Source organism: Streptomyces sp. NPDC008317 (assembly GCF_042955955.1).
GTDB lineage: Bacteria > Actinomycetota > Actinomycetes > Streptomycetales > Streptomycetaceae > Actinacidiphila.
In genome coordinates this window covers 217,238-237,947 of record NZ_JBIBFQ010000007.1, presented here as the reverse complement: position 1 = coordinate 237,947, position 20,710 = coordinate 217,238, and the positions used below count along the sequence as shown (strand labels likewise).

The 20,710-nt window shown below is 71.1% G+C and carries 18 protein-coding genes; 8 read left to right on the top strand and 10 right to left on the bottom strand.

The genetic code is table 11. The annotated features are described in order from the left end of the window. Positions 1 to 181 precede the first annotated feature (181 nt). Entirely contained in the window at positions 182 to 5,902 is a 5,721-nt protein-coding gene (locus ACFY9V_RS23720; RefSeq protein ID WP_391162792.1) for a family 78 glycoside hydrolase catalytic domain, read from the top strand. A gap of 177 nt (positions 5,903 to 6,079) precedes the next feature. Here ACFY9V_RS23720 and htpX read toward each other — a convergent pair whose 3' ends face one another. Both htpX and ACFY9V_RS23710 read right to left on the bottom strand, forming a co-directional pair. After that, positions 6,080 to 6,982, bottom strand: coding sequence for a zinc metalloprotease HtpX (gene htpX / locus ACFY9V_RS23715; protein WP_391048225.1), 903 nt, complete (start codon positions 6,980 to 6,982; stop codon positions 6,080 to 6,082). Positions 6,983 to 7,149: 167 nt separating this feature from the next. Continuing rightward, on the bottom strand, positions 7,150 to 7,524 hold the full coding sequence (locus ACFY9V_RS23710; protein ID WP_391162791.1) for a MarR family transcriptional regulator: 375 nt from the start codon (positions 7,522 to 7,524) through the stop codon (positions 7,150 to 7,152). A gap of 130 nt (positions 7,525 to 7,654) precedes the next feature. On the opposite strand from ACFY9V_RS23710, the gene ACFY9V_RS23705 reads away from it, so the two are divergent. From ACFY9V_RS23705 to ACFY9V_RS23695, 3 genes are all read left to right on the top strand, one after another. Beyond that, positions 7,655 to 8,323 (top strand): anti-sigma factor antagonist, encoded by a 669-nt coding sequence (locus ACFY9V_RS23705; RefSeq protein ID WP_391162789.1) that lies wholly within the window; start codon positions 7,655 to 7,657, stop codon positions 8,321 to 8,323. Beyond that, positions 8,223 to 9,368, top strand: coding sequence for a permease (locus tag ACFY9V_RS23700; RefSeq protein ID WP_391162788.1), 1,146 nt, complete (start codon positions 8,223 to 8,225; stop codon positions 9,366 to 9,368). Before ACFY9V_RS23705 ends, ACFY9V_RS23700 begins: the two co-directional genes overlap by 101 nt. Before the next feature lie 139 nt (positions 9,369 to 9,507). Further along, positions 9,508 to 11,037: a GDSL-type esterase/lipase family protein gene (locus tag ACFY9V_RS23695; protein ID WP_391048066.1), complete on the top strand. Its 1,530-nt coding sequence runs from the start codon at positions 9,508 to 9,510 to the stop codon at positions 11,035 to 11,037. Here the strand turns inward: ACFY9V_RS23695 and ACFY9V_RS23690 are convergent. Then, positions 10,990 to 11,814 (bottom strand): helix-turn-helix domain-containing protein, encoded by an 825-nt coding sequence (locus ACFY9V_RS23690; RefSeq protein ID WP_391048064.1) that lies wholly within the window; start codon positions 11,812 to 11,814, stop codon positions 10,990 to 10,992. The two genes, ACFY9V_RS23695 and ACFY9V_RS23690, sit on opposite strands and share 48 nt — an antisense overlap. A 53-nt stretch (positions 11,815 to 11,867) precedes the next feature. On the opposite strand from ACFY9V_RS23690, the gene ACFY9V_RS23685 reads away from it, so the two are divergent. Further along, positions 11,868 to 13,112 carry an MFS transporter gene (locus ACFY9V_RS23685; protein WP_355335231.1) on the top strand — a complete coding sequence of 415 codons (1,245 nt, stop codon included), beginning with the start codon at positions 11,868 to 11,870 and terminating at the stop codon, positions 13,110 to 13,112. 96 nt (positions 13,113 to 13,208) lie between these two features. Here ACFY9V_RS23685 and ACFY9V_RS23680 read toward each other — a convergent pair whose 3' ends face one another. Then, complete coding sequence (locus ACFY9V_RS23680) at positions 13,209 to 14,342, bottom strand: phosphatase PAP2 family protein (RefSeq protein WP_391162786.1); 1,134 nt, start codon at positions 14,340 to 14,342, stop codon at positions 13,209 to 13,211. A gap of 84 nt (positions 14,343 to 14,426) precedes the next feature. On the opposite strand from ACFY9V_RS23680, the gene ACFY9V_RS23675 reads away from it, so the two are divergent. After that, complete coding sequence (locus ACFY9V_RS23675; RefSeq protein ID WP_355335226.1) at positions 14,427 to 14,606, top strand: hypothetical protein; 180 nt, start codon at positions 14,427 to 14,429, stop codon at positions 14,604 to 14,606. Positions 14,607 to 14,621: 15 nt separating this feature from the next. Here the strand turns inward: ACFY9V_RS23675 and ACFY9V_RS23670 are convergent, their stop codons facing one another. Then, positions 14,622 to 15,272 (bottom strand): CatB-related O-acetyltransferase, encoded by a 651-nt coding sequence (locus ACFY9V_RS23670; RefSeq protein ID WP_355335223.1) that lies wholly within the window; start codon positions 15,270 to 15,272, stop codon positions 14,622 to 14,624. A gap of 97 nt (positions 15,273 to 15,369) precedes the next feature. Here ACFY9V_RS23670 and ACFY9V_RS23665 point away from each other — a divergent pair, with 97 nt between their 5' ends. After that, on the top strand, positions 15,370 to 16,026 hold the full coding sequence (locus ACFY9V_RS23665; RefSeq protein WP_391162785.1) for a TetR/AcrR family transcriptional regulator C-terminal ligand-binding domain-containing protein: 657 nt from the start codon (positions 15,370 to 15,372) through the stop codon (positions 16,024 to 16,026). A 153-nt stretch (positions 16,027 to 16,179) separates the two neighbouring features. Continuing rightward, entirely contained in the window at positions 16,180 to 16,542 is a 363-nt protein-coding gene (locus ACFY9V_RS23660; protein WP_391048055.1) for a hypothetical protein, read from the top strand. Positions 16,543 to 16,622: 80 nt separating this feature from the next. Here ACFY9V_RS23660 and ACFY9V_RS23655 read toward each other — a convergent pair whose 3' ends face one another. From ACFY9V_RS23655 to ACFY9V_RS23635, 5 genes are all read right to left on the bottom strand, one after another. Continuing rightward, a complete protein-coding gene (locus ACFY9V_RS23655; RefSeq protein ID WP_391162783.1) occupies positions 16,623 to 17,594 on the bottom strand; it encodes an aldo/keto reductase in 972 nt (323 codons plus the stop codon). Positions 17,595 to 17,634: 40 nt separating this feature from the next. Further along, on the bottom strand, positions 17,635 to 18,726 hold the full coding sequence (locus ACFY9V_RS23650) for an aldo/keto reductase (protein ID WP_391162782.1): 1,092 nt from the start codon (positions 18,724 to 18,726) through the stop codon (positions 17,635 to 17,637). Positions 18,727 to 18,793: 67 nt separating this feature from the next. Then, positions 18,794 to 19,561, bottom strand: coding sequence for a glucose 1-dehydrogenase (locus tag ACFY9V_RS23645; RefSeq protein ID WP_391162780.1), 768 nt, complete (start codon positions 19,559 to 19,561; stop codon positions 18,794 to 18,796). A gap of 192 nt (positions 19,562 to 19,753) precedes the next feature. Beyond that, a complete protein-coding gene (locus ACFY9V_RS23640) occupies positions 19,754 to 20,158 on the bottom strand; it encodes a cupin domain-containing protein (RefSeq protein ID WP_391162779.1) in 405 nt (134 codons plus the stop codon). Between the two features lie 185 nt (positions 20,159 to 20,343). Further along, on the bottom strand, positions 20,344 to 20,673 hold the full coding sequence (locus ACFY9V_RS23635) for a carboxymuconolactone decarboxylase family protein (protein WP_391162778.1): 330 nt from the start codon (positions 20,671 to 20,673) through the stop codon (positions 20,344 to 20,346). Positions 20,674 to 20,710 lie beyond the last annotated feature (37 nt).

The window sequence follows — 20,710 nt, the reverse complement described above, 5'->3', positions numbered from 1 at the left end:
GCCGTCACATCATTTTTGGAACGTTTCACCTCGTGGCGAGAGCCGCGAGGGCTTTCTCTTGCCACGAACTTGCCACGAAAGGCCCGTCGACATGACGCCTGCCAGACCAGTTGCCGGACTTCCCGCTCCACCCGCCGCGTCCGGAGGGCGACGCCTGATCGCTCTGCTCGCGGCGCTCGTCATGCTTGCCGTCGCCTTCCTGGCCGCCGACCCGGCGGCCGCCGCGGCGCAGGGGAACGGCCTCACGGTCGGCGCTCTTCAGACGAATGCCCGGACCAACCCGCTCGGCATCGCGGGCGACGCCCCGACGTTCAGTTGGAAGTCGACGTCGAGCGCCCGTGGCGTGGTGCAGACGGCGTACGAGGTCCGGGTCGGCACCAGCGCTGCCGCCGACGACGTGTGGTCCTCGGGGAAGGTCGCGTCGAGCGACCAGCTCGATGTGCGGTACGGCGGGCCGAAGTTGACCTCGCAGACCCGCTACTACTGGCAGGCCAGGGTCTGGGACGGAGAGGGCCGGGCCAGCGACTGGAGCGCTCCCGGCTGGTTCGAGACCGGCATCCTCGACGCGGCCGAGTGGACCGGCGACTGGATCGGCAAGTCCGCCGGCGGTGAGATCGACAAGTGGAACGACTACACCACGGACATCGACTTCACCCTCGACAACCTGGCGCTGGGCGTCTACCTGCGCGCGTCGGACACCGGCAACGCGTACATGTGGCAGATCAGCACCGCGGACGGGACCGGAGTCCCGAAGTTCCGGCCGCACAAGAAGGTCAACGGCGGCTTCTCCCTGCTCGGGAACATCCCGATCACGACGCTGACGTCCGCCCAACTGCTCACCGGCACGCACCGCCTGTCGCTCACCGTGGACGGCCCGACGATCACCACGAAGCTCGACGGCGCCCAGATCGACAGCCGGACCGACACCACCTTCGCCAAGGGCTTCATCGGTTTCCGCCAGGACCTCGCCAACGAGGGACCGGAGGCCGCGCACATCCACGCCGTCAAGGTCACCTCGAAGGCCGGTGACGTACTGTTCCGGACCGACTTCTCCGGGACCGAGAACCCGTTCACCGGCGGCGCCCTGACGCCGGACGGGCTGCTCGTGGAGAAGAAGCTCGACGTGATCCTGCGGACCAGCGACAGCAATCTGCCGCTGCTGCGCAAGGAGTTCACCACCGAACCCGGCAAGACGGTCGCGCGGGCCCGGGTGTACGCCTCGGCTCACGGCACCTACGAGCTGGAGCTCAACGGCAAGAAGGTCGGCGACCAGTTCCTGGCCCCCGGCGACACCGACTACCGCAAGCGCGTCCAGTACCAGACGTATGACATCACCGACCAGGTCGGCAACGGCCGGAACGCGATCGGCGCGGAGCTCGGTGACGGCTGGTGGGCCGGCAAGGTCGGCATGTGGGGCCCCGGCATGTTCGGCAACTCCGTCGGCCTGATCGCGCAGGTGCGCATCGACTACACCGACGGAACGCACCAGATCGTCAAGACCGACAGCACGTGGAAGAGCCACTCGGGTCCCTACGCGGCCGCCGACAACATCGACGGCGAGACGTACGACGCGCGGGCCGAACAGCCCGGCTGGGACCGCCCCGACTACGACGACGCGGCGTGGAACCCCGTCACGATCGGCGCCTCCGACACCGCCAAGCTCGTGGCCCAGCCCGATGAGCCCGTGCGCGTGACCGGCGAGCTTCCGGCGCTGACGCGGACCAGTCCCGCCGCCGACACGTACATCTACGACCTCGGCCAGAACATGGTCGGCGTCGCCCGGATGCGCCTCCAGGGTGTCGCGGGACAGACCGTCAAGATCCGCTACGGCGAGGTCCTGAACAAGGACGGGAGCCTCTACACCGCCAACCTCCGCGCGGCGAAGGTCACCGACTACTACACGTTCAGCGCGACCGGCACGGTCGTCTACGAACCGAAGTTCACCCAGCACGGCTACCGCTACCTCGAGATCTCCCACATCAAGAGCGCACCCGCGCTCGGCGACGTCACCGGCGTCGTCTGGGGCTCCGACCTCAAGGCGACCGGAACGCTGACGACCTCCAACGCGATGCTCAACCAGCTCCAGAGCAACATCTCGTGGGGACAGCGCGGCAACTTCCTGTCGATCCCGACCGACACCCCGGCCCGTGACGAGCGCCTGGGCTGGACCGGAGACATCAACGTCTTCGCGCCGACCGCGAGTTATCTGCGTGACACCCGCGCCTTCCTCAACAAGTGGACGACCGACCTGCGGGACTCCGCCTACAGCGACGGCAACTACCCGGGCATCGCGCCGTCGGTGCCGACGATCGACCTCGGCAGCGGCCTCGGCTGGTCCGACTCGGCCGTCACGGTGCCGTACGCGGTGTGGCACGCGCAGGGCGACAACGCCATCGTGCGGGCCAACTACGCCTCGATGACGAAGTTCCTGGGCTTCGTGAAGAAGGGCGCGGGCGACGACCTCATCGACTCGGCGCGCGGCAACTGGAACGACTGGCTCAACCTCGACGACAACACCGGCACGGACGTCCTCGGCACCGCGTACTACGCCGAAGACGCGCGCATGCTCTCGGAGATGGCCAAGGCGATCGGTGAGGACGCCGACGCGGCGACCTACGCCAAGCTGTCCGCCGATGTGCGCGCCGCGTTCACCGCGAAGCTCGTGGCGGCCGACGGCACCGTCCAGGGCGGCAGCCAGACGGCGTACGCCATGGCGCTCGGCATGAACCTCGTGACCGATCCCGCGCTGCGCGCGAAGGTCGCCGAGAAGTTCGTCGCCAAGCTCAAGACCACCGACTACCACCTCACGACCGGCTTCCTCGGAACGCCGTGGCTGCTCCCCGCGCTCACCAGCATCGGGCGCTCCGACCTGGCCTACACGATGATCCTGAAGAAGGACTACCCGTCGTGGGGCTACGAGATCGAGCACGGCGCCACCACGATGTGGGAGCGCTGGAACTCCATCAACCCCGACGGCAGCTTCGGCGATGTCAGCATGAACTCCTTCAACCACTACGCCTACGGCGCGGTCGGTGACTGGATGTACCAGAACATCGGCGGCATCTCGGCGCTCAAGGCCGGTTACAAGGAGTCGAGGATCGCCCCGGCCGTGGGCGGCGACCTGACCAGCGGTCAGGGCACCTACGAGTCCGTGTACGGCACGATCGGGTCGAGCTGGAAGAAGACCGACCAGGGAATGTCCCTGGACATCACGGTCCCGGTCAACACGACCTCGCGCGTCAGCGTCCCGGCCCGCAACATCGAGGCCGTGACCGAGGGCGGCACGCCGATCACGAAGGCCGAGGGCGTCAGCGACGTCTCGGTGGCCGACGGCGTCGTCACGTTCACCGTCGGCTCGGGTACGTACGCGATCCACTCCGACGCCAAGCGCGCCCTGTTCGGCGACATCGTCACCGAGATCCACAAGACCGACGCGCACGCCGGTGACCTGGCGGCGGCGGGCGACCTCGGCGCGGACGACCGCGCCCGTGTCGGCGCCGCGCTCGACACCGCGAGCGGCAAGGTCGAGGACGCCGTCGCGGCGGACGTCGCGGGCGACTCCGGTCAGGCGTCGCAGCGTCTGAGCGAGGGCGTCGCGCCGATCCGTACCCTCAGGACCTGGCTGGCCGGCTCGTCGGTCGACGGACCGGTCAAGAACGACCTGACGGCGCGCCTGGACGCGATCGAGGCGCTGTTCGGCAAGGCGGTCGCCGCGAATCTCGGAATCTCGGTGGTCGTCCCGCCCGTCGCCGAGCCCGGCGGCCCCGGCGCGAACATCCCCGGAACGGTCGAGATCGCGAACGCCGGTACGGCCGCGATCCGCGACCTGAAGGCCGTCGTGACGGTCGACGACTGGAATGTCGACCCGACCGCTTCGGCCAAGGACACGCTGGGAGCGGGCGACCGCGTCCAACTGCCGTTCACGGTCCGCGTGCCGAAGCACCAGAAGCCCGGCACGTACAACGCGTCGGTCAAGCTGACCTTCACCAGCCAGTACGGCACCTTCACCCTGAACGACTCGACGCCGTGGGTCTCGGTGACGTCGGGCGTCGAGATCACCACCGTGACGTCGGCCGGTCCGGTCGACGGCTCGGACGAGAAGGCGACCCTGACCGCGACGGTCAGGAACAACGGCGGTTCGGCGGTGTCGGGCCAGCTCACGGCGGCCGTGCCGGACGGATGGAAGACCCCGCCCGCCTCCGACCGGGTCACGATCGAGCCCGGGGCGACCAAGACCGTCGTCCTGCCGCTGTTCCCCGGACTGGAGACCGTCGCGGGTGACCAGGCCGCCGAGGTCCACTTCGTCGACCAGGGTGTGACGCTCGCCGACAAGGCCGCGAAGATCACGGTCAACCTCCCGGCGCCGCCGACCCAGGAAGTCCTCGACTACATCGACTTCGGCAACGCGGCCTCGGAGAAGGCCCACGCGATCATGGCCGCACCGGCCAGCGGGACGAACACCGAAGCCGGTTTCGACCGACGTTACGCGAACTCGGCCAACCCGGGCTCGTGGTACTCGGCCGTGGCGCACGTGACGCCGGGCAAGCCGTTCATGCTCCGCAACCGGGAGACGTTCGACGGCGCCAGGACGAAGAAGTACAACATCTACGTCAACGACACCCTGGTGAAGACGTACACGCTCAAGCGCACCGAGACCGGTATGGGCACGAAGACCTACCAGACGGTCATCGACACCCCCGCCGCGCTCGCCAACGACGGCACCGTACGCATCAAGTACGAGTTCCCGCTCGACGCCTCGGGCTACTTCGACCCGTCGATCGCCGACAGCTGGGTGCTGCCGGTGCCCGCCGACAGCCTGGCTCCGCTGGCCTCCGCGACGGTGACCAGTGCCGCCGCGCCCGGCGACAACGGCTGGTACCGGGGCGACGCCTCGGTGGCCGTCACCGCCGTCGACAACCGGGACGCCGCTCCCACGGTCGAGGTCGGCGGGTCCGCCGGCTGGCAGGCGTACGTCGCTCCCGTCCTGGTCAGCGGGGACGGCAAGCACGCGGTCTCCTACCGGGCGAAGGACGCGGCCGGCAACTCCACCGGTCAGCGGACGGCGTCGGTGTGGATCGACGGGACCGCTCCCGTCACCAAGGTCGCGGTGACCCGCAAGTCCGGGACGGCGGAGGCGGACCGGGCCACGGTCGGCCTCACCGCCCAGGACGCGCTCAGCGGCGTCGCGTCGACGACCTACCGGATCGACGGGAGCGCCTGGAAGGTGCTGGCCGGGGAGACCCCCTCGGTCAAGGGATTCGGCCGGCACACGGTCGACTTCTTCTCCACCGATGTGGCCGGCAACCCTGAGCCGGTGCACTCGGTGGTGGTCGACCTGGCGGACGTGGACACCATCAAGGCCCTGGTCGCGCCCCAGATCGGCGGGACGCCGAAGTACGGTTCGGCGCTGACCGCGACCACCGGTTCGTGGAACACCACGGGCCTGTCCTTCCGCTACCAGTGGCGGCGCGACGGCCGGCTGATCGGCGGCGCGACCGCGTCGGCCTACCGGCCGGTCAAGGCCGACATCGGGCACCGGCTGTCGGTGACGGTGACCGCGTCCAAGTCGGGCAAGGCATCCGCGTCGTCGACCTCGCCGCAGACCGCCAAGGTCACCGCGGCGAAGTCGCGGGTCGCCGTCGGGCTCTCCGCGACATCGCTGAAGAAGAACCAGTCGGTGACGCTCAAGGTCACGGTCTCGTCCACGGCGGGCACGCCCGGCGGGAACGTAGTGGTCTACGAGAACGGGCGCCGGGTCAAGACCCTCAAACTCACGGCCCGAGGCACCGCCTCGGCTTCGCTGAAGATGACCACCCGGGGCCTGCGCACCCTGAAGGTGGTCTACGTCGGCAACTCGTCGATCGAGGGCTCCTCCACCCAGACGCACATCCGCGTGCGCTGACCCGCCGTCGGCCACCGGCCGACCAACCCCCATGAAGACCGCCCCGCGCCCACGGCCCGCCACCTCAGCTCTGGCACCGGCCGTCGGCGCGGGGCGCTCTTCTGCGCCGGTCCGACCCCAGGCCAGGCGTCCGGGCGCCCGCTCATCCCGACGACCTCGACGGGCGGCGCCGACCGCTCAGGCGCGCAGGCCCATCTCGGTGGAGAGCTTCGCCAGGGCGTCCAGGCGGCGTTCCAGGCTGGGGTGGGTGGAGAAGACCGAGGCGAGGGCCGAGCCCTCCTTCAGGGCCGGGGTGAAGAAGAAGGCGTTGAAGGCCCGGACGGTGCGCAGGTCCTCGGTGGGGATACGGGCGATGGTGCCGCTCACCTTGACCAGCGCGGACGCCAGTTCGGAGGGGCGTCCGGTCAGTTCGGCCGCGCTGCGGTCGGCCGCCAGCTCGCGGTACCGGGACAGCGCCCGGATCAGCAGGAAGCTCAGCCCGTACACGACCACGGACACCGCCATGATCATCGCGAGCAGCGCCGCGGTGTTCTGGTCGCGGCGGCCCCGGCCGAACAGTTCCGAGTAGAAGACGAAGCGCACCAGCAGCCCCGCGAGCACGCCCAGGAAGGAGGCGATGGTGATCACCGCGACGTCCCGGTGGGCGACGTGGGACAGCTCGTGGGCGAGCACGCCGTCCAGCTCGCCCGGTTCCAGGCGCCGCAGCAGACCGGTCGTCACGCAGATCACGGCGTGGTCGGCGTTGCGGCCGGTGGCGAAGGCGTTCGGCAGGTCCATCTCGGAGACGGCCACCAGCGGCTTCGGCATGTCGGCCAGGGCGCACAGCCGGTCGACCGCGCCGTGCAGTTCGGGCTGCTGCTGCGGGGTGACCTCATGGGCCCGCATCGCGAACAGCGCGATCCGGTCGGAGAACCAGTACTGCGCCGCCAGCACGCCGGCCGCGATGACCACCACGACCACCACGGACTTCAGCAGCGCGACCAGCACGGCGATGAAGGCCACGAACACCAGGCCCAGCAGGAACATCACCGTCACCATGCGGACCGTGAGCCGCCAGTCGGGCGCGAACCGGGAGCGCACCACCGCTCACCACCTCATCTCAAGCGAGCCGGACCCGGCCCGCCGACCCGCCGTGTGCGGCGGTCGGCCGCCGTGGTCCACTACCTCCCAGTATGCTCCGCGAGGTCGCCCGCGAGACGGTGCCGGACAGCCGGGCCCCGGCCCCGGGGGGTGCCCGTCGGCGCAGGTCAGCGCGCTCCGGACTCGGACCCGGCTGCGGGCTCGGGCTTGGCTGCGGGCTCGGGCTCGGGCTCGGAACCGTTCCGGTGGACGGTGAGGATCGACAGCAGGTCCGCGACGGTCGGGCCCATGTCGGCGGGGTGGCGCAACACCGTGCCGGCCGGGATCTCGTAGAGGTTGGAGCGTCCGACCCGGGTGTGCGTGAGATACCCCTCGCTCTCCAGGTCGGCGATGATCTTCTGTACGGCGCGCTCGGTGAGCAGGCAGCGCGCCGCTATGTCCCGCACCCGGCTCCCGGGGTCGCGGGCGATGACGGCCAGGACACGTGCGTGATTGGTCAGGAACGTCCATCCGGTGGCGGGGCGCGGCTCAGAATCGTCCATCGCCCTATCGTAGGATCTCCGATTCACGATCTGCAAAGCATGAACACAGATTCACGTTTTGCTTGACGCCTCTGCTGCCCGCCCACAAACTTGGTGTCGCCACCGGATCGGGAAGGCGAGGGCCCTCGACATGTCCGAATTGGATCGCGGACTCTCCGCGCACGACGACGACGCAGGCGCGGCGGTCCACACCTCCCGGATGATCACCCATCCGACCGACGCCCTGGCCGTACGGGTGAGCCAGCGCGCCGGCCACACGGTCGTCACGGTCAGCGGCGAGATCGACTTCACCGGCGCGGACACCTTCGCCCGCGTCCTCATCGACCATCTGCTGTGCGAGAGCGACAGCCTGAGCCTGGAACTGAGCGGCGTCGCCTTCTTCGACTGCGGCGGGCTCAACGCGCTGCTCCGGGCCCGGCGCGTGGCCGAGTGCACCGGAGCGGTACTCCGGCTGACCGCCGTCAGCCCGGCCGTCCAGCGGGTGCTGGGCCTGACCGGCGCCGACGGGCTCTTCGACTACGCCGAGGGCGAGGGGCCGCCGCCGGATCCGGGCAGCCCGCCGGAAGCGGTCCGTTCCGCCGATGGAAGGCCGCTCCGTATGACGCGGGCGGAAACGTCATTGCCCGGATGGCAGGCCCCCACCCACGAGGATGGGGGCCATGCACCCACTCCTGCACGCGTTGTCCATCACCGGGTCGATGACGTGGGAGATCACGTGGGCGCTGATCCTGGGATTCGCGTTGTCCGCGGTGGTCCAGGCGGTCGTGCGCAAGTCCACGGTCGTACGACTGCTCGGTGACGACCGGCCGCGTACGCTCCTGCGGGCCTCGGCGCTCGGGGCGGCGTCCTCGTCGTGTTCGTACGCGGCCGTCGCGCTGGCACGCTCGCTCTTCCGCAAGGGCGCGGACTTCACCGCGGCCATGGCCTTCGAGATCGCCTCCACGAATCTGGTGGTCGAGCTCGGCGTGATCCTCGCCCTCTTGATGGGCTGGCAGTTCACCGCCGCCGAATTCACCGGCGGCCCGGTCATGATCCTGGTACTCGCGGTCGTCTTCCGGCTCACCCTGCGCGAGCCGCTGGTGCGGCAGGCCCGTGAGCAGGCCGGGCGCGGGCTGGCGGGTTCGATGGAGGGGCACGCGGCGATGGACATGTCCGTGCGGCGGCAGGGCTCCTTCGCCCGGCGGCTGCTGTCCGGCGAGGGCCTCACCTCCGTGGCGCACGTCTTCGTCATGGAATGGGCGGCGATCGCGCGCGACCTGGCGATCGGTCTGTTCGTCGCGGGGGCCGTCGCGGCCTGGGTACCCGACGCCTTCTGGGGCGCGTTCTTCTTCGACGGCCACCCGCTGGCGTCCAAGCTGTGGGGCCCGCTGATCGGTCCCGTGGTGGCGTTGCTGTCCTTCGTCTGCTCGATCGGGAACGTGCCGCTGGCGGTGGTGCTGTGGAAGGGCGGCATCAGCTTCGGCGGGGTCGTGGCCTTCCTCTTCGCCGACCTGCTGATCCTGCCCGTCCTGAACATCTACCGCCGGTACTACGGCGCCCGCATGGCGCTGTACCTGCTCGGCGCCTTCTACGCGGCCATGGTCGTCGCCGGATACGCCGTCGAGTTCGTCTTCGGCGGGCTCGGCCTGATTCCCGATCAGGCCGACGCGAGGATTCCCACCGCCGGGATCTCCTGGGACTACACGACCTGGCTCAACATCGTCTTCCTCCTGGTCGGCGCCGCGCTGGTGATCCGCTTCTGGCGGACCGGCGGAATCCCCATGCTCCGCATGATGGGAGGGGCGCCCGAGGGCCCGGACGGTCAGGGCGGCGTCCGGGGACACGACGGCGGACCGGCCCGCTGACGCCGAATCGGCCCGCTGACGGCGGAACGGATCACCCTCCGCAGACCCACCGACGCGACATCCCGCGCGGTGGACGTCGTATCGTCCATATAACGGATGATGTGCGATCAGTGGCCGGCGCCGCCGGAGAGCGAGGGACATGCCGAAAGCAGAACTGCCGATCCTCCAAGAACGCCGGGACGACGAGGCGGTGGCCCGCCCCCGGCGCGGCAGCGCGAAAGGCCGCTGGCTCCGGCGCGGCCGGAACAGCCTCCTGGCCGTCGTCGCGCTGCTCGCGGTCTGCGTCGCGTCCATCTGGCTGGCGGTACGTCTCACCCCGATGCAGTCCGTCACCGCGGCGGGCCAGACCGTCGAAGTGGGCGCCGTCGCGCCCGACCTCAGCCTGTCAGGACCCGGCGAACTCGACCTGTTCGGAGAAGCGCTGGCGACCGAGCCGCACTTCCAGGGACCGATCCGGCCGCGCCTGAAGCTCGCGGACATCAGCATCAACTCGCAGGTCAACCAGATCGTCCGGTCCGACGACCACGACACACTCCAGCTGACCCTCAGCCGGCAACTGGCCGCCGGGTGGATCCGCTACTGCGTCTGGGAGCTCCTCATCGCGGCCGGCTGCGCGGCCGTCGTCGCGGTGGCCGTGGCCGGAATCCGGCGCGCCCCGCGCCGTACCACGCTGACGATGGTCGGTGTGTGCGTCCTGACCGTGAGCGCCGTCAACGCGCTCGGCGTGTACCTCATGGCGTCCGGCACTCCTCAGGCGCTCCGGCAGGTGCGTACGCTCGACGACCTGGTGGGGCGCGCGCCGACGGAGCCGGTCGCCCCGGCCAAGGGACCGCAGCTGACCGGCGTGCACGCCGTGGTGCTGGGCGACTCCACCGCCGCGGGAATCGGCAACCAGCCGGTCGAGGACCCCAGCGCGCTGGACAAGACCTGCGGGCGCAGTTCCGACGCGTTCGCCGCCGTTCTCGGCCGGGTCAACGACTGGAACGTGCTGAACCTCGCCTGCCAGGGCGCGACCGTGACCGACGGCCTCCTCGGCGTACAGCTCCGCGGCGACCAGGCCGTACCGCCGCAGCTCGCGGTGGCGCAGCGCGCGTCGAGCGCGTCGGTGATCATCGTCAGCGTCGGGGCCAACGACATGAACTGGGCCGTGCTGACGGGCCTGTGCGCCAAGGCGCCCGTCTGCGACGACAAGGCGTCCACGGCGTACTTCAAGGAGCAGCTCTCGACGTTCTCGCAGAACTACCTCGATCTGCTCCAGCAGCTCTCCGACCTCCCTCACCACCCCGACGTGCTCATCAACCAGTACTACGAGCCCTTCGGCCCCGACATCAGGTGCCTCGAAAAGGACGGCCTCACCGAGGCGAAGGTGAAGGTCCTCAAATCCCGCCTGGCCAACCTCAACGCCGTGCTCCAGCAGGGCGCGGACGCCTTCCACTTCGCCACCGCCCAGCCGGACTTCGAAGGCCACCGGCTGTGCAGCGAGCAGCCCTTCGTCCAGAACGCCGCCGACCAGGCTCCGCTGCACCCTACGGCCGCCGGTGAACTGGCCATCGCCCTCGCCGACCAGCAGGCACTCGCCGAGCTCCGCAACACACCGAGCGACGCGCCCACGGACGGCACGTCACCCGGTACCACGGACAGTTCCTCGCCCTCGGCTCCGGTGCGGTGAGGCGATCGGCCGCCGGGCGTCGGGATCGTGCCGGTAGCGGGCGGGGGTCGCTCCGAGGGCGGCGGTGAACGCCTCGATGAAGCTGGTCGGGTTTGCCCATCCGCACGCCGCCGCGGTGTGGGTGACCGTGTGTCCGGCGGCGAGGAGGGTGAGGGCGTGGTGGAGGCGCAGTTGGGTACGCCACTGCCGGAAGCTCATGCCGAGCTCGTCGTGGAAGAGCCGGGTCAGGGTCCGTTGGCCGGCGCCGACCCGCGTGCCGAGTTCGGTCAAGGTGGCGTTGTCGGCGGGGTCGTCGTGCAGGAGGCGGCTGAGCGCGCGGAGCCGGTCGTCACGTGGCTCGGGCAGGTGCAACGGTTCCTCGGAGGCGGGCACGAGCTCGTCGATGACGACGGCGCGCAGCCGGTCGAGGGCCGTCGGTGACCGGGGCGTGTCGGTGTCGTCGGTCAGGGCGAGCAGGACCTCGCGGACCAGGGCCGAGACGGCGAACACCGCGGGGCGGTCCGGGAGGCGGGCGGCGAGGGCGGCCGGGAGGAAGATGACCCGCATGTCGGTGAACCCGTAGGCCCGGTGATGGTGCTCGAAGCCGCCGGGCGTCCAGGCCAGCCGGGTCGCGGGTGCGATCCAGGTGCCTTCCCTGGTCGTGACCGACAGCACACCGGTGGCGGGGTACACGAGATGGCCCTGCCCGTGGCGGTGCGACGGGACACGGTCGCCGTGCAGGAGCGGCAGGCTGCCCATCTCCAGCGCGTTGTCGACGATGTGGCTACTTTCCGGCATCACCTGGCACTATACCGGTGGTAGGTCGGGCGGGGAATGACGATCTTGGACTCATGACCGTTTCCACCACCGGGCAACCCGTCGCCTCACTACGACCGGTGCCCTCTCCGCGCCATCACCATTTCGGCTTCTGGGCCGCGACCTGGGTCTTCCTGGCGGTGCTCGCCTTCTCCACCGCGCCGAGCCCGCTCTACGTGCTCTACGCCGACCGGGATCACTTCTCGTCGCTGATGGTGACGATCGTGTTCGCCGCCTACGCGGTGGGCGTGGTCGCGAGCCTGTCCCTCGCCAGTCACCTCTCCGACGTCCACGGCCGCCGCGTCCACCTGCTCGCCGCCGTGTGCCTGTCGAGCGTCAGCGCGGTGGTGTTCATCTTCTGGCCCGGCCTGGCCGGGCTGTTCGTCGCGCGCGTCCTGACCGGGGTGGCCGTGGGTCTCACCGTCTCCACCGCCACCGCCTACCTCAACGAATTGCACACGGGACACCGCCCCGGGACCGAGACCGTCCGGCGACCCCAACTGGCCGCCGCGGGCGCCAACTTCGGCGGGCTCGGCCTCGGCGGACTGTGCGCGGGCCTGCTGGCCCAGTACGCGCCGCACCCGCTCGTCCTGCCCTACCTGGTACTGCTCGCCGCTCTGGTCGTCGGGGCGATCGCCCTGATCGCGTCACCCGAGACCCGCCACCGGCCGCGCCCCCTGCCGCCGTACCGCCCCCAGCGGGTCTCGGTCCCGATCCATGCCAGGCCCCGGTACTTCGGGCTGCTGGTCGAGGTGTTCGTGGCCTACGCCGGAGTCGCCATCTTCCTGGGCCTGGCCGGGACATTCCTGGCCACGGTGATCGGCGACACGTCGCTGGCGATGGCCGGGCTGGCGATCTTCATCGCGTGCGCCGTCGGCATCGTGGCCCTGGTCGCCACCGGCACGTGGCCGGTCAGGCGACTGCTCGTCGTCGGCCTCCCGATCGACCTCGCCGGCCTGGCGATGGTCGTCGTGGCGGCCTGGCTGCCCACTCCCAGCCTCGGTCTGTTCCTGGCCGGCGGCGGCGTGATCGGCGCCGGGGCCGCGATCCTGTACAAGGGGACCCTCGGCAGCGTCGTCGCCCTCTCGCCTCCCGACAAGCTCGGCGAGAGCCTTTCCGGGTTCTTCCTCGCCGGCTACGTCGGGCTCTCGCTACCGGCGGTGGCGGGCGGCATCGCGCTCCAGTACCTCACCCCTCGGACCACGCTGCTCGTCCTCGGCGCGGCGGCCGGGGCCGGGGTCCTCGCCTCTTCCTGGCTGGTCCTGCGCAAGCGTGCGTAGGCGAGCGCAGGAGCGGGGTTCGGCTGTTCTGCCCCGCAGGGAGCCGCACCGCGCCGCACCGCTGGGGAAGCGGGTCAGCGGCGCGGCGCGCGGGGCTCAGTCGAAGTGGCGGACTTCCGTGCGCGGTTCGGTCCGTGCCTCCGCCGGTGCTTCCACCGGCGGTTCGCTGAGCGCTTCGGCCCGGGCTTTCGTCGCCTTGTGGCGGCGGATCCAGAGGAGTCCCGCGCCTCCGGCGCCCAGGACGAGGGCGGCCCAGGCGACGGTCCACACGGCGGCGCGGGCCGTGGGGTGGGCCGTCAGGAGGGCGATGGTGATTCCCGCGACGTAGACGAGGGCGCCCAGCACGTAAAGGCGCTGGCCCCATCGGCGGGTGCCGCGGTCGGGCTCGGCGGCGGGCGTGAAGGGGGCGGGGGAGAGCGGGGAAGGGCTCGTGTGGTCGGCAGGCTGCGTCATACGGGGGCGTCTACCCGGTGCGGGGAGCGCGACTCCGCGCGGGCGCGGGGCGGCCGAGGGGATGATCAGGATCGCCAGACCCAGCAGAGCGCAGCCCACGGCGCAGTCGAGCCAGTAGTGGTTGGCCGTGCTGACCACCACCAGGAGAGTGATCAGGGGGTGGAGCAACCACAGCCAGCGCGCCCGGGAGCGGTGGGCGGCGATCATGCCGACCGCGATGGCCAGGGCCCAGCCGACGTGCAGGGACGGCATCGCCGCGAACTGGTTGGACATGGAGTGGTTCTGCGGGGTGCCGTGGTAGACGGCGGGACCGTAGCGGGCCGCGGTGTCGACCATGCCCGAGCCGGTGAGCATCCGGGGCGGGGCGAGCGGGTAGAGCAGGTGGCCCACGAGCGCCAGCGCGGTCTGGACGACGATCGCGCGGCGGATCCACACGTAATGCGTCGGGCGGCGCAGGAACATGTAGCCGAGGAAGAGCGCCATCGCCGGGAAGTGCACCGTCGCGTAGAGGTAGTTCGCGGCGTGGATCACCGTTTCCCAGTGCATGGCGGCGCGTTGGACGAGCCGTTCGCTCGGCAGGTGCAGGGCGCGCTCCAGGCCCCACACCGAGTGCGCGTGGGGAAACGCGTCGTCCGTATGGCCGTTGGCGATTTTGCGGCCGTATTTGTAGCCCGCGTACACCGCCGCCAGCAGGGCCGCCTCGGGCAGCGCGCGGGCCAGTCGGCCGGGCCCTGGTCGGTTGACGGTCGCGATCGGCAGAGCGACGTTCCCGAACACGTTCTCCCCTGTCTCCCGGTGGCGACGTCGTACGTGACGCGTACGAGTTCGTCTGCCCTCGGTCGGCGGGTTCAGTGGCACCGGGTGGGACCGCGGCGCGGCTACGTATCGCGGCCGGGCCGCGGCCGGGCCGCCGCGCCGGTGATCTACCAGATCGATGACCTCGACGAGCACGGGGAATACCTGATGGCGCCCTCGCGCGCCCTCACCGACCGGATCGACCTGCGGCTGCTGGACGGTCGGCCGGATCGTCGTCGTAGGTGACCTGTGTGCGCGGTGTCAGGGCTGGTCGGTCGGCGCGGCGGCCTCCAGGTCGGCGATGGTCCCCGACATGATCGTCCGTACCTGCCCGGTGATGTGCCGCATCGGCCAGTCCCACCACGCCACGGCGAGGAGCCGGGCGATGTCGGCGGCGTCGTAGCGGGTGCGGATGAGCCGGGCGGGGTTGCCGCCGACGATGCCGTAGTCGGGGACGTCGCGGGTGACCACGGAGCCCGCGGCGACGATCGCGCCGTGACCGATGCGTACGCCGGGCATCACCGTGGCGCCGTGCCCGAACCACACGTCGTTGCCGACGACCGTGTCGCCCCGGCCGGGCAGGTCGGTGATCAGGTCGAAGTGCTCCGCCCAGGAGCCTCCCATGGTGGGGAACGGGAAGGTGGAAGGGCCGTCCATACGGTGGTTGGCGCCGTTCATGATGAACCGGGTGCCCGCCCCCAGCGCGCAGTACTTGCCGATGACGAGCCGCTCGGGACCGTAGTGGTAGAGAACGTTGCGCGTCTCGAACGCGGTCGGGTCGTCCGGATCGTCGTAGTAGGAGAAGTCGCCGACCTCGATCAGCGGCGACTTCACCAACGGCTTGAGCAGCACCACGCGGGGGTGCTCGGGCATCGGGTGGAGCACGGTGGGGTCGGCGGGAACGGGCGGCATCGTGGAGGCGGTTCCTCTCCGGCGGTTAGAGCGACAAGCGTCGCGTTAAGATGCTGGCACGGCCCTGCCGCCTGGATCAACCGGATAATGACTGCCGATGACAGACCCGCTGAACACGACATCGGACCGCCGTCCCGGCGGTCGCACCGCCCGCGTCCGCGCCCAGGTTCTCGACGCGGTGCGAGCCGAACTGGCCGAGAGCGGCCACGAAGGACTCACGATCGAGGGCGTCGCGACGCGGGCCGGAGTGCACCGCGCCACGGTCTACCGGCGGTGGCGCGATGTCGGCGGCCTGCTCGTCGACGTCATCGGCGCCGCCGGCGAGATCGACTGGATACCGCCGGACACCGGCTCGCTGCTCGGCGATCTGACCGCCCTCAACCAGGAGATCCAGGAGTCCCTGGTCGTACAGCCGTCGTTCGCCGTCGCCCTGATGGCCGCCTCGTTCCACTCCGAACAGGCCGCGCTGGCCCAGCGGCAGCTATGGGTCGACCGGTACGCCCAGTGCGAGATCCTCGTCGAGCGCGCCGTCGAGCGCGGCGAACTCCCCACCCCGCACACGGACGCGCGGAGCCTGCTGATCGCCGCCACGGCGCCCGTCTACCACGAGCTGGTACTCCTGCGCGCCGACCCGGACCCCCGACTCCCCGAACGCGCCGCGCACACCGCGGCCCTGGCCGCCGCCGCGGGTGCCTTCTCCACCCGTCGAGCCCCGACCGCGCCACCCCACCCGCCCCCCGCCGCCACGCCATGAACCGCGCGGGACCGGCGGCGGGGCCCCTTCCGTCCGGCCTTCCGGCCGACGCGCGCAGGAAGTTGCCATCGTGGGCGTCTGGAACCGGGCGGGTGGGCCTTCCCACAATGTCGGTGACGGCCGACGCGCGTTCGGCCGCAGCAGGGGGAAGCCATGAAGCACATGCAGCGCGCCACCGCCCTAGCGGTGGCCGTGGGATCCGCCGCCGTCCTCGCCCTGGCCGCCGTACCGTCGGCCGATGCCGCGACCGCCGTCAACTGTTCGGGCGGTTCGGTGAGGGCCGCGGGCAACCCCAACAACATCACCTCGCCGCTGACGACCACGACCACAGCCTGCCCCGGCTGGGCGGACTCCGGTCCCACGTACGTCTTCCACCTGGCCAAATTCGTGGAGGAGGTGCTCATTTCCGGGCGCTGGGTGCCCTTCAACGCCTCCAACGTCATCGCGACCTGCTCGCTGGCAGCGGTGTCCGGCACCACGATCACCGCGGGCGGCTGCGCCTACGCCGCCGGCTGACGCAGCGTCATGTCCGGTGCGCGCGGGCGCGGAAGGGTCCGACGCGGCAGAACCGCACGCCCCGTCACGCGGGTCCGTGATCAGAACCAGGAAGGTCCGGCGTTGACGTAGGGGGCCTCCAGCGCGGCGGCTTCCTCGTCCGACAGGCTCAAGTCGAGCGCGTCCACGGCCTGTTGAAGGTGGTGGGGCCGCGTCGCGCCGACGATGGGCGCGGAGACGAGCGGGTTGCGGAGGACCCAGGCGAGTGCGACGTGGGCCATGGGCACGCCGCGGGATGCGGCGACCTGCTGGACGGCGTCGATGACGGGTCCGTCGTGGGGGCTGTCGAAGGACCGCACGACGTGATCGGTACGGGAACGGGCGCTCTGTTCCCCGGCGGGGCGGGCGAGGCGGCCCTTGCCGTTCGGGGAGTAGGGAACGAGCCCGACGCCCATGTCGCCGCACATGGCCATGAGTTCGGGTTCGTCCTGGCGCCGCAGCAGGTTGTACTGGTTCTGCATGGACCCGAAGCGGGTCCATCCGCCGAGGTCGGCGGCGTGCTGGAGCTTGGCGAACTGCCAGGCGTACATCGACGACGCGCCGAGGTAGCGGACCTTCCCGGCCTTCACGATGTCGTGCAGCGCCTCCATCGTCTCCTCGACCGGGGTGTCGTCGTCGAAGCGGTGGATCTGGTACAGGTCGATGTAGTCGGTGCCCAGCCGGGTCAGGGAGGCGTCGACCTGTTCGAGGACGGCCTTGCGGGACAGGCCCTCGCCGCCGGGACCGTCGTGCATCCTGCCGCGGACCTTGGTGGCGAGCACGATGTCGTCGCGTCGCGCGTACTCGCGGATCGCGCGGCCGGTGATCTCCTCGGACGTGCCCGCCTGGTAGACGTTGGCGGTGTCCCAGAAGGTGATGCCCAGGTCGACGGCCTGCCGGAAGAACGGTCCCGCCTTGTCCTCGGTCAGGGCCCACGGGTGGGCGCCGGGCACGGCCGGGTCGCCGTAGCTCATGCAGCCCAGCGCGAGCCGGCTGACCTTCAGGCCGGTGGCGCCGAGGCGGACGTACTCCATGATGGAACTCCCTTTCGTGTGCTGGACGTCCGTGGACGGATCAGTGCTGCCCCGCGCCGCCGGATTCGGCGTGCTGGTCGATGAGGGCGCCGAGTGCCTCGGGGTCGTTGGCGGTGCGGTCGCGCTGGGCGGAGCCGAAAGGGCCGTAGGGGTACGGGGCCGGGTCCGGGTCGCTCGCGGTGTCCAGCGCGGTGACGGAGTCCGGGTCCAGGCGCAGGTCCGCGGCGGCGAGGTTGCCGGTGAGCTGCCGCACGGTGCGGGCGCCGACGATGGCGGAGGTGACGCCGGGGCGGTTGACGACCCAGCTCAGGGCGGCCTGGGCGGGCGTGACGCCGTTGTCCCGGGCGACCTCGCGCAGCGCGTCCATGGCGTCCCATGTGCGGTCGGAGTGCTCGTAGTTGGAGGAGGTGTACTGGTAGAGGGCGTGGTCCTGACCGGCCCTGGTGTCGGCGGACCGCCGCGCGCCGCGCTCGTACTTTCCGGTGAGGAAGCCGCTCGCGAGAGGGGACCAGGCCAGGATGCCGAGTCCGTTGTACCGGGCGGCGGCGGTCATCTCCCACTCGGTCTGGCGGGTGGCGAGGTTGTACTGGGCCTGGAGGGTCACCGGCACCGGGAAGCCGTACGCCCGCGCGGTGGAGACCGCGAGCTGGAGCTGCCATCCGGTGAAGTTGGACAGGCCGACGTAGCGGATCTTCCCCGCGCGGACGGCGGAGTCGAGGAAGGCCAGCGTCTCCTCGATCGGTGTCAGGGGGTCCCACGCGTGGAGCTGGTAGAGGTCGACGGTGTCGACTCCCAGCCTGCGCAGGGACGTGGTGAGCGCCCGGTCCAGGTGGCGGCGCGAGGTTCCGGCCTCGTTGGGGTCGGTGCCGGTGCGCGTGCGGCCCTTGGTGGCGAGGACGACGCGGTCGGTGACCTCGCTCGGGCGCGCGGCGAGCCACCGGCCGACGGTCTCCTCGGCCACTCCGCCGTTGTAGACGTCGGCGGTGTCGAGCAGATTGCCCCCGGCGTCGAGGAAGGCGTCCATCTGCGCGAACGCCTCGTCCTCCGGCGTCTGCGGGGTGCCGAAGTTCATCGTGCCGAGGGACAGGTTGGACACCAGCGTTCCGCTGGTGCCGAGACGGCGGTACTCCATGACGTGGGCTCCTTACGTGGCGCGGGGGCGGGCGGCTGCGCGGCGCCGCCGCGTCGGACGGCGGTTGTCAGTGGGTGGTGAAGCCGCCGTCGACGGGCAGAGCGGCGCCGATGACGAAGCTGGCGCCGGGGCTGCACAGCCACAGAACGGCTTGCGCGATCTCCTCGGCGCGGCCGAGCCGTCCGATGGGCTGCTGCTTGAGGATCTCGGCCATGGCGTCCGCCTGGCTTTCGAGCATGCCGGAGACCATCGGGGTGTCGATGGTGCCGGGGCAGACGGCGTTGATACGGATGCCGCGGGGCGCGTATTCGACGGCGGCGCTCTTGGTGAGGCCGATGACGCCGTGCTTGGAGGCGTGGTACGCGGCGCGCTCGGGCAGGCCCACCAGGCCGCCGAGCGAGGAGCAGTTGACGATCGCGCCGGAACCCTGGGTGCGCATGTGGCGCAGTTCGTGCTTCTGGGCGGCCCAGACGCCGCGCAGATTGACGGCGTTGACGCGGTCGAAGTTCTCGGCGCTCTCGTCGGCGGCGTCCGTGGGAGGGGCCTGGATGCCGGCGTTGTTGAAGGCCATGTCCAGGCGGCCGTAGGCGTCCACCGCGCGGTCGACAGCGGCGGCGGCCTGGGCCTCGTCGGTGACGTCGCAGACCACGCCGAGGGCTTGGTGACCGGCGTCGGTGAGTTCCTTGGCCGCCTTGTCCACGGCGTCCTTGTCGACGTCGGCCAGGACGACCGCGGCGCCCGACCGGGCGAAGGCGCGGGCGGTGGCCAGGCCCATGCCGGAGGCGGCGCCGGTGACCAGGGCGACCTGCCCCTCGAAGCTGTACCGGGGGTTCACGGGAGGGTTTCCAATCTCCGGGCCGGTGTCATTCGCGGCCCGTATGGCGCGGGGGAGGAGGGCGGTGTGCGGAGCAGGGCGGTCCGGGGCAGGGCGGCGGGCCGTGGACGCGCCTCGGCGACCGCGCCGGGTACGGGGGGCGCCGTCGGCGGGGGGCACGCGGACGTACGCGGTGACCGTGCGGGCCGTTGGTCAGGAGGTGCGGGCGGGGCGCCGGGGGCCGGTGTACTCGGCGTCGCCGACGTGCTCCAGCCAGTCGACGTCGTCGCCCTCCCACAGCGCGATGTGCGCCATGAAGCGGTCCGGCGCGGCGCCGTGCCAGTGCACCTCGTTGGCGGGGGTGACGATGACGTCCCCGGGGCGGGCCTCGACGATGTCGCCGCCGCGGGACTGGACCAGGGCGATGCCCTCCACGATCCAGAGGGTCTGGCCCAGGCCGTGCGAGTGCCAGGCGGTACGGGCGCCGGGCGCGAAGCGCACCATGTTCATCCGCACGCGGGAGGGGTCCTCGCCGCGGTGGATCACGTCCGCCCACGCGTCTCCGGTGAACATCTCCGGCGGCAGCTTCGCCGTCGCGGGAGGCTGGATGATCTCCATGGTCGTCTCTCCTTGTGTCCGTAAAGCGGCGGCCGACTCACGCGCGGCGGGTGACGGCCGCGCGCGGAGCGAAGCCGGGCCGGGCGGTGTCGGCGAGTGCCTGCCGGGCCCTGCGTCAGGCGGTGTCGGCGAGTGCCTGCCGGGCGGCGGGTCACGCGGTGTCGCGTGTGCCTGGCGGCCCCGCGTCAGGTGCCGTCGGCGAATACCTGCCGGGCGACCGTGAGCGCGGACATGGCCTTGGGCCATCCGGCGTAGAACGCCAGGTGCGTGACCGTCGCGATCAGCTCCTTGTCGCTCAGCCCGTTCTCCCTCGCCCTGCCGAGGTGGAACGCGAGCTGCTCGGTGCTGCCGCTGCTGATCAGACTGGCCACGGTCACCAGGCTGCGGTCGCGCGAGGACAGGTCCGGGTCTTCCCACACCTGCCCGAACAGCACGTCCTCGGTGTATCCGGCCAGTGCCGGGGCGATGTCCCCGAACTGCTGACGCGGTCCTCCGGGCTGCTGGTCCTCCGGCATCACGGTCTCCTTCCACGGGGGCCCGGCGCCTTCTCAT